The following is a 13871-nucleotide window of genomic DNA, read 5'->3' on the forward strand; positions in this document are numbered from 1 at the left end:
TGCGCACACCCTAGCGATCCTGTATGACAGAAAGATGACAGTGCAGTGACGCAACAAATCCGCCGCGAAGCAGGGCTGGCAGCGGATAAAAATTAGGGATGCAGACTGCTTATGTGGGAGCAGGCTTGCCCGCGATGGCATCAACACGGTTTCAACGCTAAACCGCGTCGCCAGCATCGCGGGCAAGCCCGCTCCCACAGAAAAGCATGCGTCTACATCAGGTATCGCAGGCTTAGTTGCCTTCTTTCAGACCCAGGTCAGCCAGGGCCTTGGCGGCGACTTTGGCTGGCAGCGGGATGTAGCCGTCTTTGACCACCACTTCCTGGCCCTGCTTGGACAGCACCAGTTTCACGAACTCAGCTTCCAGCGGCGCCAGTGGCTTGTTCGGGGCTTTGTTGACATACACGTAGAGGAAACGCGACAGCGGATACTTGCCGTTCAGGGCGTTTTCTTCAGAGTCTTCGATGTAGTCAGTGCTGCCTTTCTTGGCCAGTGGCACGGTCTTCACGCTGGCGGTCTTGTAGCCGATACCCGAGTAACCGATGCCGTTCAGCGAGGAGCTGATCGACTGCACGACCGAAGCCGAGCCCGGTTGTTCGTTCACGTTTGGCTTGTAGTCGCCTTTGCACAGGGCTTCTTCCTTGAAGTAGCCGTAGGTGCCGGATACCGAGTTACGCCCGAACAGTTGCACTGGCTTGTTGGCCAGGTCGCCGGTCACGCCCAGGTCACCCCAGGTTTTCACATCGGCTTTGGCGCCGCACAGACGCGTCGACGAGAAGATAGCGTCGACCTGTTCCATGGTCAGGTGCTGGATCGGGTTGTCCTTGTGCACAAATACCGCCAGAGCATCCACCGCAACCGGGATTGCCGTTGGCTTGTAGCCGTACTTCTGCTCGAAGGCCGCCAGTTCGGTGTCCTTCATCTTGCGGCTCATCGGGCCCAGGTTGGAGGTGCCTTCAGTCAGCGCAGGTGGCGCAGTAGCGGAGCCGGCAGCTTGAATCTGGATGTTGACGTTCGGGTATTCCTTTTTGTAACCCTCGGCCCACAGGGTCATCAGGTTAGCCAGGGTATCGGAACCGACGCTGGACAGGTTGCCCGACACACCAGTGGTCTTGACGTAAGCCGGGATTGCCGGATCAACACCAGCGGCCACCGCGTTGGCGGTCGCAACGCCAGCAGCGACAAAAGTCATTGCCGCCATCAAACGTTTCAGTTTCATGCCTTGCTCCTAGCAGATAGGGATAATTGGATCGGGGCCAAGTATCGGCAGGCCGTGTGAACACTCTATGTCTGAAATATGACAATTAGATGAAAGGCCACTATCTGAATGTGCAGGCTTCAGCGACCGCGTTTCCACAGATACCCGCCCACCAGCATCCCCATCACACACAGGACGGCCACATAGTAAGCCGGGCCCATCGGGCTCTCCTTCATCAGCAGCGACACCGCCAAGGGCGTCAACCCGCCGAACACGGCATAAGCAACGTTGTAGGAGAACGACAGACCGCTGAAGCGCACCACCGGCGGGAAGGCTTTGACCATCACGTAGGGCACCACGCCGATGGTGCCGACAAACAGGCCGGTCAGGGCATACAACGGGAACAGCCAGTCCGGGTGGGCCATCAGGCTGTGATACAGCGTCCAGGAGGTCGCCAGCAGCAGTGCGCAACCGGTGACCAGCACGCGACCGGCGCCAAAACGGTCGGCCAGCGCGCCTGCGGCGATGCAACCCAGGCTCAAGGTCACGATGGCCAGGCTGTTGGCCTGCAGTGCCACCGTGGGGCTGAAGTGATAGATAGTTTGCAACACGGTCGGGGTCATCAGGATGACTACCACCACGCCGGCCGACAGCAGCCAGGTCAACAGCATCGACAGCACAATGGCGCCACGGTGATCGCGCAACACTGCGCGCAAGGGCAGTTCAGCGGCCAGGCTCTTGCGTTGCTGCATCTCGGCGAAGATCGGGGTTTCATGCAGCCAACGACGCAGATACACCGACAGCAGGCCGAATACGCCGCCGAGTAGGAAAGGAATCCGCCAGGCGTAATCAGAGACCTGTTCCGGTGTATAGGCGCTATTGATGGCGGTAGCCACCAACGAGCCCAGCAGAATACCGGCGGTGAGGCCGCTGGTCAGGGTGCCGCAGGCGTAGCCGATGTGGCGCGGCGGCACGTGCTCGGAGACGAACACCCAGGCGCCCGGTACTTCGCCGCCAATCGCAGCGCCCTGGATGATGCGCATCAGCAGTAACAGGACCGGCGCCCACAGGCCGATCTGCGCGTAGGTCGGAAGCAAGCCCATGATCAGGGTGGGCACGGCCATCATGAAGATGCTCAAGGTGAACATTTTCTTGCGGCCCAGCAGGTCACCAAAGTGCGCCATGATGATGCCGCCCAAGGGGCGGGCCAGGTAGCCGGCGGCGAAGATGCCGAAGGTCTGCATCATGCGCAGCCATTCGGGCATGTCGACGGGGAAGAACAGTTTCCCGACCACGGTGGCGAAAAACACAAAGATGATGAAGTCGTAGAACTCCAGCGCCCCGCCCAAGGCAGACAGCGACAGGGTTTTGTAGTCGTTGCGGGTCAGCGGGCGCGAGGGTTGCGCACTGCTTGCAGGCACGGAGGACATGGCAAGGCTTCTCTTATAGTAATCATCGTAAAGGACTGCACGCCCGTGACTTGCGGCGGGTTTGGCAAGATAGCAAATCGCCTGAAAAAGCACAGCGCCAGGAGCACAGTTGCGCGCAAAAGCCCCGATACAGCGTCTATTTACCGACCAAATGAGCGTCGGGAGGTCGTCGTGGCGCCAGGGTCTCGATATACTCGCCGGTGCAAGCGCCAGACCCGCTGTCTTGACGGGCTGCTGTGCCAAAACGCTGTTGGGTACCATCCAGCCGATTTGGCAGAGTTTCCCTTTAGTTCGCCTTACGAGAAACGCATCGAGCGGTGTATGTTGGTGCTGAAACGTTTTTCTGAGAAGACGGCTATCCACTTGAAATACCCATGAAGCGTCACGGGTCAGAGGCACCCTCGGCATGATCGAACTCGAACAAGAAGATCCTATCCCGCAAGGCGATCTCGCCCTGCAAATCACCGCGCTTCCGCGTGAAACCAACGGTTTTGGCGATATCTTCGGCGGCTGGCTGGTCGCGCAGATGGACCTGGCCGGCACGGCAATGGCCAGCAAGGTCGCCGGTGGGCGCGTGGCCACCGTGGCCATTGATCGCATGGCGTTCCTGGTGCCGGTAGCCGTGGGCGCGCAGCTTTCCTTCTATACCCAGGCCCTGGAAATCGGCCGCAGCTCGATCCAGATGATGGTCGAAGTGTGGAGCGACGATCCGTTGTCCAGCGAATGGCGCAAGGTGACCGAAGCCGTATTTGTGTTCGTCGCCATCGATGGCAGCGGCCGCACGCGCTCGGTACCGTCACGGGCGCGTTAAACCTCGCCGGGTTTTAACGGTCAATTGCCCCATTGCCTGCCACTAAGAGAGCTTTGTCATGCCTACGCCCCACGTTGAGACGGTAAAAATCGACGAGCTGGACTGCTGGCGCATCCGCCACAACGGCGCCGAGTTGATGGTGGCCCAACAGGGTGCGCATATCTTCAGTTACCAGCGCGAGGGCGAACAGCCGCTGATCTGGCCGAACCCTGAGGCCGTGTTCAAGCAGGGCAAAGGCATTCGTACTGGCGTACCGGTGTGCTGGCCGTGGTTCGGGGTGTTCGACCGCAACCCGCAAAGCGTCAAAGCCATGCGTCAGAGTAATCAGCCTGCCGGCGCCCACGGTTTTGTGCGCACCGCCCGCTGGGAATTGGCCGCCACCGAACTCGACGGCCAGACGCTGCGAGTGGACCTGGTTTTGCCGGTGCCGGCTGGCGGCTTTCCAGGCTGGCCCCATCAGGTAGACCTGACGCTGAGCCTGCTGTTGGATGACCAACTGCACATCCGCCTGACCAGCCACAACCGCGGCGCCGACATCGTGACCCTCAGCCAGGCATTGCACACCTACTTCGCCGTGAGCGATGTGCGCAAGGTTCAGGTCGAGGGCCTGGATGGCGTGGCTTACATCGATACCGCCGACGGGTGGGCCGAGAAACAACAAGCCGGGCTGCTGCACTTCAGCGCCGAAACAGACCGCATTTACCTGAATACGCCGGCACAGCTGAATATCGTCGATAGCGATTGGCAGCGCCGTATCCAGCTCACCAGCGAAGGCTCGAAAACCACCGTGATCTGGAACCCCTGGACCGAACGCGCCAAGGCTTTCGACGATATGGCCGATGACGGCTGGCAGGGGATGTTGTGCATCGAGACGGCCAACGTGCTGGACGATGTGGTGAACCTGGCACCCGGGGAAAGCCACACCTTGGGCGTGAGCATCACGGCCCTGGCCTTGTAAACCCAACCCAATGTGGGAGCTGGCTTGCCTGCGATGCAGACAACTCGATGTGTCAGGAACACCGAGGCGCTGTTATCGCAGGCAAGCCAGCTCCCACAGGGGTTATGCTTTGGGCTTTAGAGATCAGACTCCTGCACCACCCGAACCTTCCCGGCCTCCAGCGCATACGCGGCATCCGCCAAGTCGTTATTGACCTTCTCCACCTTCAACGTGCCCGTGACCCACAGCGGCGTGTAGATATCATCCAGCTTCAACCCCTTGGGATAGCGCACCAGCACCAGTTGATTAGGCGGCGGTGGTGGCACGTGTATGCAGGCGCCCGGGTAAGGCACCAGGAAGAACAATGTGCTGCGGCCCTTGGCGTCCGTTTCAAGCGGCACCGGATAGCCGCCAATGCGGATATTTTTGCCGTTCATGGCTGCGACGGTCTTGGTGGAATACATCACCGCAGGCAGGCCCTTGCTCTGCTTCAAGCCACCCTTTTCGGTGAACGTGCCTTGAGCTTCGGGAGAGTTATGGTCGATCTCGGGCATGGCTTCGAGAGCTTTCTGATCCGACAGCGGCATCAGGTCGAGCCAGTCGGTTTCCGGCAGTTCGCCAGCGTGCGCCAGGCCAGAGCCCAGCAGAAGAAGCGTTAACAGAAGACGGCGCATGGAGAGGCTCGGCAAATACAAGTGCCGAGCATTCTAGCCCTCTGCGCCTGCGCAGCGCAGAGGACTTTGTCGGCTGATTACTTCTTTTTGATCAGGCCGTAGATCACCAGCAACACGATGGCACCCACCAGCGCGCCGATGAAACCTGCGCCCTGGCCTGCCTGGTAGATCCCCAGGGCCTGACCGCCGTAGGTCGCGGCCAGGGAACCGGCGATACCCAGCAGGATGGTCATGATCCAGCCCATGCTGTCGTCGCCAGGCTTGAGGAAGCGCGCCAGAAGGCCGACGATCAAGCCGATAAAGATGGTTCCGATGATACCCATGGCATTTCCCTCTGATTGGTATGAGTCATGCCAAAGCCTAGTCAGGCTTTGGCATCCTGCAATCAGAGAGACGCAGAACCCCAATGGTTCCCGCCGTGGCCAGGCTTATTGTTCGGCGATCAGTGCTTCAACCTTGAGGATCTGCGCCTGCAGCGTCGCACGATCCTTGCAACGCAGGTTGACGTGGCCGACCTTGCGCCCGGCCTTGAAGGCCTTGCCGTAGTGATGCACGTGGCAATCGTCGATCGCCATCACACGCTCCACCGGCGGTACAGAGCCGATGAAGTTGAGCATGGCGCTCTCGCCGACCTTGGCCGTGGAGCCCAACGGCAAGCCCGCCACCGCCCGCAGGTGGTTTTCGAACTGGCTGCACTCGGCGCCTTCAGTGGTCCAGTGTCCGGAGTTGTGAACGCGCGGGGCGATTTCATTGGCCTTGAGGCCACCGTCGACTTCAAAGAACTCGAACGCCATCACGCCAACATAATCCAGCTGCTTGAGCACACGGCTGGAATAGTCTTCGGCCAGGGCCTGCAGCGGGTGGTCAGTGCTGGCTACCGACACTTTCAGGATGCCGTTGACGTGAGTGTTGTGCACCAACGGGTAAAAGCGGGTTTCGCCATCACGGGTGCGTACGGCAATCAGCGAGACTTCGCCAGTGAACGGCACGAAGCCTTCCAGCAGGCAGGCAACGCTGCCCAGCTCGGCAAAAGTGCCGACCACATCGGCCGCGGTACGCAGGACTTTCTGACCCTTGCCGTCGTAACCCAGGGTGCGGGTTTTCAACACCGCCGGCAGGCCGATGCTGGCGACCGCGGCGTCCAGGTCCGCCTGGGACTGGATGTCGGCGAAGGCCGGCGTCGGAATGCCCAGGTCCTTGAACATGCTCTTTTCGAACCAGCGGTCGCGAGCGATGCGCAAGGCTTCGGCGCTCGGGTACACCGGCACGAACTGCGACAGGAAGGCCACGGTTTCGGCCGGGACGCTTTCGAATTCGAAGGTCACCAGGTCGACTTCATCGGCCAGTTGGCGCAGGTGGTCCGGGTCGCTGTAGTCAGCGCGCAGGTGTTCACCCAGGGCCGCAGCGCAGGCGTCCGGCGCCGGGTCCAGGAAAGCGAAGTTCATCCCCAGCGGCGTACCCGCCAAAGCCAGCATGCGGCCCAGTTGGCCGCCACCGATTACACCGATTTTCATCAATAACAACCTCAGGCGATGCGTGGGTCTGGATTGTCCAGCACGCTGTCTGTCTGCTCAGCACGGAATTTTTTCAGCACCGCATGAAACTGCGGGTGCTTGGCGCCCAGGATGCTGGCGGACAGCAAGGCTGCGTTGATCGCGCCGGCCTTGCCGATCGCCAGGGTTGCCACCGGAATGCCAGCCGGCATCTGCACGATGGACAACAGCGAATCCACGCCCGAGAGCATCGACGACTGCACCGGCACGCCAAGCACGGGCAGGTGAGTCTTGGCCGCGCACATGCCAGGCAAGTGCGCCGCGCCGCCGGCACCGGCGATGATCACCTCGATGCCACGGGATTCTGCTTCATCGGCATACTGGAACAGCAAATCCGGGGTGCGGTGGGCGGAGACCACCTTCACTTCGTACGGAATGCCGAGTTTTTCCAGCATATCGGCGGTGTGGCTAAGGGTGGACCAATCGGACTTGGAGCCCATGATCACGCCAACCAATGCACTCATCGTCGTGCCTCTTCTCTCTGGGCGCCCGCAGGCGCGTCAAAAAACAACAAGCCACGCGGGAGACCGGCGTGGCTTGGTGTACGAATTAAGGCCGGTTGGACCGGCCGAAGGCCGCGCAGTATACCGTAATAATCCAGATAAACAGCCCCTGGGATGACCATCTGTCTAGCGGCGCAAAGTGGCGGTTTTATTGACTTAAGAGTCAGCGAAAACACCACGAAATCCTGTGGGAGCTGGCTTGCCTGCGATAGCAGTGGATCAGCGCAAAATAGGTTGGCTGACACACCGCTATCGCAGGCAAGCCAGCTCCCACATGTGTTCTGCGCTGGGCTCAAGCGCTTTGCGCCGCCCCACCTTCAAGCTTCCTCCACAACAACCGCACATTCGCCTTGCGCACCAACGCGCAGCGATACAGACGAATCTCCAGCGGCACGTGCCATTGCGGCCCGCCACACACCACCAGTTCGCCGCGCGCCAACTCTGCACGTACGCTCAACTGCGGTACCCAGGCGATTCCCAAGCCTTCGAGCGCCATGCTCTTGAGGCTGTCGGCCATGGCGGTTTCATAGATGGTGGTAAAGCGCAGAGCCCTCTGGCGCAGCAGCAAATTCACCGAGCGGCCAAGGAACGCGCCGGCGCTGTAGGCCAGCAGTGGCACGCTGCCCTCGCCTTCCAGGTCGAACAGCGGCTTGCCGTCGGCATCGGCGGCGCACACCGGGAGCATTTCAGTGTTGCCCAGGTGCAGCGACGGGAAAATCTCGGCGTCCATTTGCATCGCCGCGTCCGGGTCGTAGAACGCCAGCATCAGGTCGCAACCGCCTTCGCGCAGGGCGTGCACGGCATCGCCGACGTTGGTGGCCACCAGCCGCGTGGCGATATTCAAGCCCTCGTTGCGCAACTGCGCGATCCAGCGCGGGAAGAACCCCAAGGCCAGGGAGTGGGCGGCCGCCACTTGCATGACTTCGCCCTGCCCGCCTTCCAGGTGATGCAAATGGCGCAGTACTTCACCGAGCTGTTCGACCACGGTGCGCGCCGTCACCAGAAACAACTGCCCGGCCGCTGTCAGTTCCACCGGCGTGCGTGAACGGTTGACCAACGTCAGCCCCAACGCGGCTTCCAGGCTGCGGATACGCCGACTGAACGCCGGCTGGGTGACAAAGCGCCGCTCAGCCGCCTGGGAAAAACTACGCGTCGCCGCCAGGGCGCTGAAGTCTTCCAACCACTTGCTCTCAAGGTTCATCACTGCCTCCCACGGAATGCACCATTTTGGCACACACGCCCGCCAAGATAACCGGGTCACATCCACATTATGCCGTTTGTGCATAGGCCAGTGTTTAACAGCATTGGCCCAAAAAGTTCTACAAGCCTAGCATTCGCAGCGTTCCGGCCAGTTCCGGGTCCATATTGAGATGATTTCCGTCATGTCCTCTGCTGCATCATTCCGTACCGAAAAAGACCTGCTTGGCGTACTCGAAGTACCGGCTCAAGCGTATTACGGCATCCAGACCCTGCGAGCGGTGAATAACTTCCGCCTCTCGGGCGTTCCGATTTCGCATTACCCGAAATTGGTGGTCGGTCTGGCAATGGTCAAGCAAGCGGCCGCTGACGCCAACCGCGAGTTGGGCCAGCTCAGCGAAGCCAAGCACGCTGCCATCAGCGAAGCCTGTGCGCGTCTGATCCGCGGCGATTTCCACGAAGAGTTCGTGGTGGACATGATTCAAGGCGGCGCCGGCACTTCAACCAACATGAATGCCAACGAAGTCATCGCCAACATCGCGCTGGAGGCCATGGGTCACCAGAAAGGCGAATACCAGTACCTGCACCCCAACAACGACGTGAACATGGCGCAGTCGACCAACGACGCCTACCCGACCGCGATCCGCCTGGGTCTGCTGTTGGGCCATGACGCGCTGCTGGCCAGCCTCGACAGCCTGATCCAGGCGTTCGCCGCCAAAGGCGCCGAGTTCAGCCATGTGCTGAAAATGGGCCGCACCCAGTTGCAAGACGCCGTGCCGATGACCCTCGGCCAGGAATTCCGCGCCTTCGCCACTACTTTGGGTGAAGACCTGGCCCGCCTGAAAACCCTGGCACCGGAGCTGCTGACCGAAGTGAACCTGGGCGGCACCGCCATCGGTACCGGCATCAACGCCGACCCACGCTACCAGGCCCTGGCCGTACAACGCCTGGCCACCATCAGCGGCCAGCCGCTGGTACCGGCGGCCGACTTGATCGAAGCCACCTCCGACATGGGCGCCTTTGTACTGTTCTCCGGCATGCTCAAGCGTACTGCCGTGAAGCTGTCGAAGATCTGCAACGACCTGCGCCTGCTGTCCAGCGGCCCACGCACCGGCATCAACGAGATCAACCTGCCGGCTCGCCAGCCAGGCAGCTCGATCATGCCCGGCAAGGTCAACCCGGTAATCCCGGAAGCGGTCAACCAGGTAGCGTTCCAGGTCATCGGCAACGACCTGGCCCTGACCATGGCAGCCGAAGGCGGCCAACTGCAGTTGAACGTGATGGAGCCGCTGATCGCCTTCAAGATCTTCGACTCGATCCGCCTGCTGCAACGCGCCATGGACATGCTGCGCGAGCACTGCATCGTCGGCATCACCGCCAACGAAGCGCGCTGCCGCGAACTGGTGGAACACTCCATCGGCCTGGTCACCGCGCTGAACCCGTACATCGGCTATGAAAACGCCACCCGCATTGCGCGTATCGCTCTGGAAAGCGGGCGCGGCGTGCTGGAACTGGTGCGTGAAGAAGGCTTGCTCGACGACGCCATGCTCGACGACATCCTGCGCCCGGAAAACATGATTGCCCCACGTTTGGTCCCGCTGAAGGCCTAAGCGTTTGTTGCACCGCTCACCAGGTTGAGGGACTAGACACCTCTCACCTTTTGAGGGCCTGAAGGCTCGTTCTTCAGGCCCTTTTTTTTGCCTTGAGGTTGCTCCATGACGCCCATAAAAAATCTAATATCGCACCGCAAACCTTCCTCGCCTTGCGCGACCGCGCTGAAACCTTTAATCGCCCCGTGCAGACGGATCACGCTCGCCTAGGTATAGTGCCGCCCCTCTTCGCGTCTGCGGCTGTCGGTAACGAGGCCCGGGAACCACGCGAAAGCGCATGAATAACAACACCCGCAAAAGGATGGGGATCGAGCGTCGTGCACTGCCTGGTGCCGAGCGATGCGTCGGACCGTCCTGCGTTTGCCATTAGAAAAATCAGCGAGGAACACTCCATGCTCGAAGTCATCAACGACTTCCTCTCAGGGAAAGTACTGATCGTGCTCATAGTCGGGCTCGGCGGTTATTTCACGATCCGCTCGCGTTTCGTGCAGTTGCGTCACTTTTTCCACATGTTCTCGGTGTTTAAAGACAGCCTCAAGAGCAGCGCCGGCCAACTCAGCTCGTTCCAGGCGCTGATGCTCAGCCTGGCCGGCCGAGTGGGTGCCGGTAACATCGCCGGAGTCGGCATTGCCGTGACGTTGGGTGGCCCGGGTGCCGTGTTCTGGATGTGGGTCACCGCGCTGGTGGGCATGTCTTCGAGCTTTATCGAGTGCTCCCTCGGCCAGTTGTACAAGCGCACCGACGCTGAAGGCACCTACCGTGGCGGCCCGGCGTATTACATCCAGCACGGCCTGCAGAAACGCTGGCTGGGGATGGTCATGGCGTTCCTGCTGCTGGTGACCTTCGGCTTTGCCTTCAATGGCCTGCAAGCCCACGCTGTAACACACTCGTTGAATAACGCGTTTGGCCTCGACACCACCTACACCGGCCTGGCGCTGGCGGTGTTGCTGGGCCTGGTGTTCATTGGCGGGATCAAGCGTATTGCCTCGATTGCCGACCTGCTGGTACCGGTCAAGACTCTGGTGTACATCGCCGTGACCCTGTACGTGATCGTGCTGCAATTCGACCACGTACCGGCCATGCTCGCGACCATCGTCAAGAGCGCGTTCGGCCTCGACCAAGCCTTCGGTGGCCTGGTGGGCAGCGCGATCATCATGGGTGTAAAACGCGGCGTGTTCGCCAACGAAGCAGGCTTGGGCAGTGCGCCTAACGTGGCGGCAGTGGCGTCGGTAGAACACCCTATCGCCCAAGGCGTGGTGCAAGCGTTCAGCGTGTTCCTCGACACCTTCGTGATCTGCACCTGTACTGCGTTGCTGATCCTGCTGTCGGGTTTCTACACCCCAGGCTTTGAAGGCGACGGCATTGCCCTGACCCAGAACTCCCTGGCGGCGGTGGTGGGTGACTGGGGCCGCATGTTCATCTCGGTGGCCCTGGCGTTGTTCGTGTTCACCTCGATCATGTACAACTACTACCTGGGCGAGAGCAACCTGCGCTTTCTGGTCGGCAATAACCGCAAGGTGCTGATGGGCTATCGCGCCTTGGTGCTGGTGCTGATTTTCTGGGGCTCGATCGAGAACCTGAGCACCGTGTTCGCCTTCGCCGACATCACCATGACCATGCTCGCGTTCGTCAACCTGTTTGCCCTGGCGTTCCTGTTCAAGATTGCCATGCGCATCCTCAATGACTACGACAACCAGCGCGCAGCGGGCATCAAGACCCCGGTGTTCGACTCCAGCCAGTTCCCCGACCTGGACCTGGACCGCAAGGCATGGCCAGCCAACCCGGTGAAAACCGAGGCGGCTCCGGCAGCTGAACTGAGCGCTCAAGCGCAACGTTAATCACGGCTAGATGACACGCCGCCCGGCCTTGGGCATGCTCTGGGCCCGGCGGCGTTTTTCGTTCAGGAGATTTTCGATGCAATCAGCTAACAACGTCATGGTGCTCTACACCGGCGGCACCATCGGCATGCAGGCCAGCGCCAATGGCCTGGCGCCCGCGTCTGGTTTTGAAGTGCGTATGCGAGAACAGTTTGCCGACGCAGACCTGCCCGCGTGGCGCTTCCGGGAAATGTCACCACTGATCGACAGCGCCAACATGAACCCCGCCTACTGGCAACGCCTGCGCAGCGCCGTGGTCGAGGCGGTAGACGCCGGCTGCGATGCCGTACTGATCCTGCACGGCACCGACACCCTGGCCTACAGCGCAGCGGCCATGAGCTTCCAGCTGCTGGGCCTCCCGGCGCCGGTGGTGTTCACCGGTTCGATGCTGCCGGCCGGTGTGCCCGACAGCGATGCCTGGGAAAACGTCAGCGGTGCGTTGACGGCCTTGGGCGAAGGCCTGAAGCCGGGTGTGCACCTGTACTTCCACGGCGCGCTGATGGCGCCGACTCGCTGCGCGAAGATTCGCAGTTTTGGGCGCAACCCGTTTGCCGCACTGCAGCGCAACGGCGGTGTCGCCCTGGCAGACAGGCTTCCCGCCGCGCTGGCCTACCGCAACGACAAGGCCCCGGCCAACGTTGGCGTCCTGCCGCTCGTTCCGGGCATTGCTGCCGCGCAACTGGATGCATTGATCGACAGCGGCATCCAGGCATTGGTACTCGAATGCTTCGGCAGCGGCACCGGGCCAAGTGACAATCCGGCCTTCCTCGCCAGCCTGCAACGTGCGCAGGATCAAGAGGTGGTAGTGGTTGCAATCACCCAATGCCATGAAGGCGGCGTGGAACTGGATGTCTACGAAGCCGGCAGCCGCCTGCGCGGCGTGGGTGTACTGTCCGGCGGCGGCATGACCCGAGAAGCGGCCTTCGGCAAGCTCAACGCCTTGATCGGCGCGGGGCTGGACAGCGGAGAAATCCGCCGCCTGGTGGAATTGGACCTGTGCGGCGAGCTGAGCTGACCGGCATGTAACTTGCTCCACTTCCAGCCATCCCCTGGCTGGAAGTTCCCATGCTGCATTCCCACCTCACCACCCTCAATGCCGTGTCCCTGGTGCTGCGTACCTTCGAGGCCGAAGGCTTGCCCCATGAAGCATTGCTGGCCGGCAGCGGCATCTGTGCGGCGGATTTGAGCCGCGCCGACACGCGTATCGCCACACATCAGGAGATGCAAGTGTGCGCCAATGCCGTGGCCCATCAGCGTGATATCGGCTTGATCGTTGGGCGGCGTATGCATGTTTCCTCGTACGGCCTACTGGGCTATGCCCTGCTCACCAGTGCCACTTTCGGTGACGCTTTGCGCCTGGCCCTGCGGTATCCGGCGCTGTTGGGAACACTCTTTGAACTGAGCCTGGACGAAGACGGCGAACGCATCTGGTTCACGGCCGGCGACTACCGCGAAAACCCGGCACTGACTGCCTTCAATGTCGAGCTGTGCCTGGGATCACTGAAGGTCATTTGCGACGACCTGCTCGGCCATCCCCTGCCGTTGTTGGGCGCTCGGTTCGAGCACGAGGCGCCGGATTATCAGGCCCGCTACGCCGAGAGCTTCGACTGCCCGCTCCAGTTTCAGGCTATAGCCAACGCGTTCGCCTTTGATAAACGCTGGCTCGCCCAACCTTTGCCCCTGGCCGACGCGGTCACCCACCAGGCCATGGTCGAACGTTGTCGCAAACAGAACACCGAATTCACCGGGCGCGAGGCCTGGCTGGGGCGAATCCGCCAGTTGCTGGCTGCACAATTGCACGCCGCACCTGGGCTCGATGGCCTGGCCCAGCAGATGAACTGTTCGGCGCGCACCCTGCGCCGGCACCTGCACAACCTGGGTTGCAGCTATCAGGAACTGCTCGATGAGCTGCGCTTCGAACGCGCCAAACAGTTGTTGGCTAACGACCTGTGGCCGATCCACCGGATTGCCGAGACGCTGGGGTTCAGCGAAACGGCGAGCTTCAGGCATGCGTTCGTGCGCTGGAGCGGCGTCACGCCGAGCCAATTTCGAGCATGACGCGCCAATAAGGGGCGAATTGC

General features: G+C 61.3%; 13 protein-coding genes. 6 read left to right on the forward strand and 7 right to left on the reverse strand.

Going from position 1 to position 13871, the window contains the following annotated elements; genetic code table 11:
- Positions 1–232 precede the first annotated feature (232 nt).
- Together AB4P90_RS29045 and AB4P90_RS29050 are read right to left on the reverse strand one after the other, a co-directional pair.
- On the reverse strand, positions 233–1219 hold the full coding sequence (locus AB4P90_RS29045) for a phosphate ABC transporter substrate-binding protein PstS (protein WP_003195633.1): 987 nt from the start codon (positions 1217–1219) through the stop codon (positions 233–235).
- Positions 1220–1338: 119 nt separating this feature from the next.
- A complete protein-coding gene (locus AB4P90_RS29050; protein WP_014720517.1) occupies positions 1339–2628 on the reverse strand; it encodes an MFS transporter in 1290 nt (429 codons plus the stop codon).
- Between the two features lie 406 nt (positions 2629–3034).
- Here AB4P90_RS29050 and AB4P90_RS29055 point away from each other — a divergent pair, with 406 nt between their 5' ends.
- Together AB4P90_RS29055 and AB4P90_RS29060 are read left to right on the forward strand one after the other, a co-directional pair.
- Complete coding sequence (locus AB4P90_RS29055) at positions 3035–3439, forward strand: acyl-CoA thioesterase (protein ID WP_003176975.1); 405 nt, start codon at positions 3035–3037, stop codon at positions 3437–3439.
- Between the two features lie 58 nt (positions 3440–3497).
- Positions 3498–4397, forward strand: a complete 900-nt coding sequence (locus AB4P90_RS29060) for a D-hexose-6-phosphate mutarotase (protein WP_102665839.1) — start codon at positions 3498–3500, stop codon at positions 4395–4397.
- Between the two features lie 116 nt (positions 4398–4513).
- Here AB4P90_RS29060 and AB4P90_RS29065 read toward each other — a convergent pair whose 3' ends face one another.
- The 5 genes from AB4P90_RS29065 to AB4P90_RS29085 form a co-directional block, all read right to left on the reverse strand.
- Positions 4514–5050 carry a DUF3299 domain-containing protein gene (locus AB4P90_RS29065; RefSeq protein ID WP_014720519.1) on the reverse strand — a complete coding sequence of 179 codons (537 nt, stop codon included), beginning with the start codon at positions 5048–5050 and terminating at the stop codon, positions 4514–4516.
- 77 nt (positions 5051–5127) lie between these two features.
- Positions 5128–5373 carry a GlsB/YeaQ/YmgE family stress response membrane protein gene (locus AB4P90_RS29070; RefSeq protein WP_005792540.1) on the reverse strand — a complete coding sequence of 82 codons (246 nt, stop codon included), beginning with the start codon at positions 5371–5373 and terminating at the stop codon, positions 5128–5130.
- A 105-nt stretch (positions 5374–5478) separates the two neighbouring features.
- Entirely contained in the window at positions 5479–6564 is a 1086-nt protein-coding gene (locus AB4P90_RS29075) for a 5-(carboxyamino)imidazole ribonucleotide synthase (RefSeq protein ID WP_395605554.1), read from the reverse strand.
- An 11-nt stretch (positions 6565–6575) separates the two neighbouring features.
- The gene (gene purE, locus AB4P90_RS29080) at positions 6576–7067 is read right to left on the reverse strand and encodes a 5-(carboxyamino)imidazole ribonucleotide mutase (RefSeq protein ID WP_003195648.1); all 492 of its coding nucleotides are present in this window, start codon (positions 7065–7067) and stop codon (positions 6576–6578) included.
- A 331-nt stretch (positions 7068–7398) separates the two neighbouring features.
- Positions 7399–8307 (reverse strand): LysR substrate-binding domain-containing protein, encoded by a 909-nt coding sequence (locus AB4P90_RS29085; RefSeq protein ID WP_014720521.1) that lies wholly within the window; start codon positions 8305–8307, stop codon positions 7399–7401.
- Between the two features lie 181 nt (positions 8308–8488).
- Between AB4P90_RS29085 and aspA the strand changes: the two genes are divergently transcribed.
- The 4 genes from aspA to AB4P90_RS29105 all read left to right on the forward strand — a co-directional run bounded on the left by aspA (position 8489) and on the right by AB4P90_RS29105 (position 13848).
- Positions 8489–9913, forward strand: a complete 1425-nt coding sequence (aspA, locus tag AB4P90_RS29090) for an aspartate ammonia-lyase (protein ID WP_003195657.1) — start codon at positions 8489–8491, stop codon at positions 9911–9913.
- A gap of 392 nt (positions 9914–10305) precedes the next feature.
- Positions 10306–11751, forward strand: a complete 1446-nt coding sequence (locus AB4P90_RS29095; RefSeq protein ID WP_019818140.1) for a sodium:alanine symporter family protein — start codon at positions 10306–10308, stop codon at positions 11749–11751.
- A gap of 76 nt (positions 11752–11827) precedes the next feature.
- Positions 11828–12805, forward strand: coding sequence for an asparaginase (locus AB4P90_RS29100; RefSeq protein ID WP_014720536.1), 978 nt, complete (start codon positions 11828–11830; stop codon positions 12803–12805).
- Positions 12806–12855: 50 nt separating this feature from the next.
- Complete coding sequence (locus tag AB4P90_RS29105; RefSeq protein WP_014720537.1) at positions 12856–13848, forward strand: AraC family transcriptional regulator; 993 nt, start codon at positions 12856–12858, stop codon at positions 13846–13848.
- Positions 13849–13871: the final 23 nt, after the last annotated feature.

It is taken from the genome of Pseudomonas sp. B16120 (genome assembly GCF_044218845.1).
Lineage (GTDB): Bacteria > Pseudomonadota > Gammaproteobacteria > Pseudomonadales > Pseudomonadaceae > Aquipseudomonas > Aquipseudomonas paracarnis.

What these genes read in the sequence shown, in the direction of transcription:
- purE (WP_003195648.1), bottom strand. Translation starts at nt 7,067, where the DNA reads ATGAGTGCATTGGTTGGCGTGATCATGGGCTCCAAGTCCGATTGGTCC.
- AB4P90_RS29045 (WP_003195633.1), bottom strand. Translation starts at nt 1,219, where the DNA reads ATGAAACTGAAACGTTTGATGGCGGCAATGACTTTTGTCGCTGCTGGC.
- AB4P90_RS29065 (WP_014720519.1), bottom strand. Translation starts at nt 5,050, where the DNA reads ATGCGCCGTCTTCTGTTAACGCTTCTTCTGCTGGGCTCTGGCCTGGCG.
- AB4P90_RS29085 (WP_014720521.1), bottom strand. Translation starts at nt 8,307, where the DNA reads ATGAACCTTGAGAGCAAGTGGTTGGAAGACTTCAGCGCCCTGGCGGCG.
- AB4P90_RS29070 (WP_005792540.1), bottom strand. Translation starts at nt 5,373, where the DNA reads ATGGGTATCATCGGAACCATCTTTATCGGCTTGATCGTCGGCCTTCTG.
- AB4P90_RS29060 (WP_102665839.1), top strand. Translation starts at nt 3,498, where the DNA reads ATGCCTACGCCCCACGTTGAGACGGTAAAAATCGACGAGCTGGACTGC.
- AB4P90_RS29100 (WP_014720536.1), top strand. Translation starts at nt 11,828, where the DNA reads ATGCAATCAGCTAACAACGTCATGGTGCTCTACACCGGCGGCACCATC.
- AB4P90_RS29095 (WP_019818140.1), top strand. Translation starts at nt 10,306, where the DNA reads ATGCTCGAAGTCATCAACGACTTCCTCTCAGGGAAAGTACTGATCGTG.
- AB4P90_RS29075 (WP_395605554.1), bottom strand. Translation starts at nt 6,564, where the DNA reads ATGAAAATCGGTGTAATCGGTGGCGGCCAACTGGGCCGCATGCTGGCT.
- AB4P90_RS29055 (WP_003176975.1), top strand. Translation starts at nt 3,035, where the DNA reads ATGATCGAACTCGAACAAGAAGATCCTATCCCGCAAGGCGATCTCGCC.
- aspA (WP_003195657.1), top strand. Translation starts at nt 8,489, where the DNA reads ATGTCCTCTGCTGCATCATTCCGTACCGAAAAAGACCTGCTTGGCGTA.
- AB4P90_RS29105 (WP_014720537.1), top strand. Translation starts at nt 12,856, where the DNA reads ATGCTGCATTCCCACCTCACCACCCTCAATGCCGTGTCCCTGGTGCTG.
- AB4P90_RS29050 (WP_014720517.1), bottom strand. Translation starts at nt 2,628, where the DNA reads ATGTCCTCCGTGCCTGCAAGCAGTGCGCAACCCTCGCGCCCGCTGACC.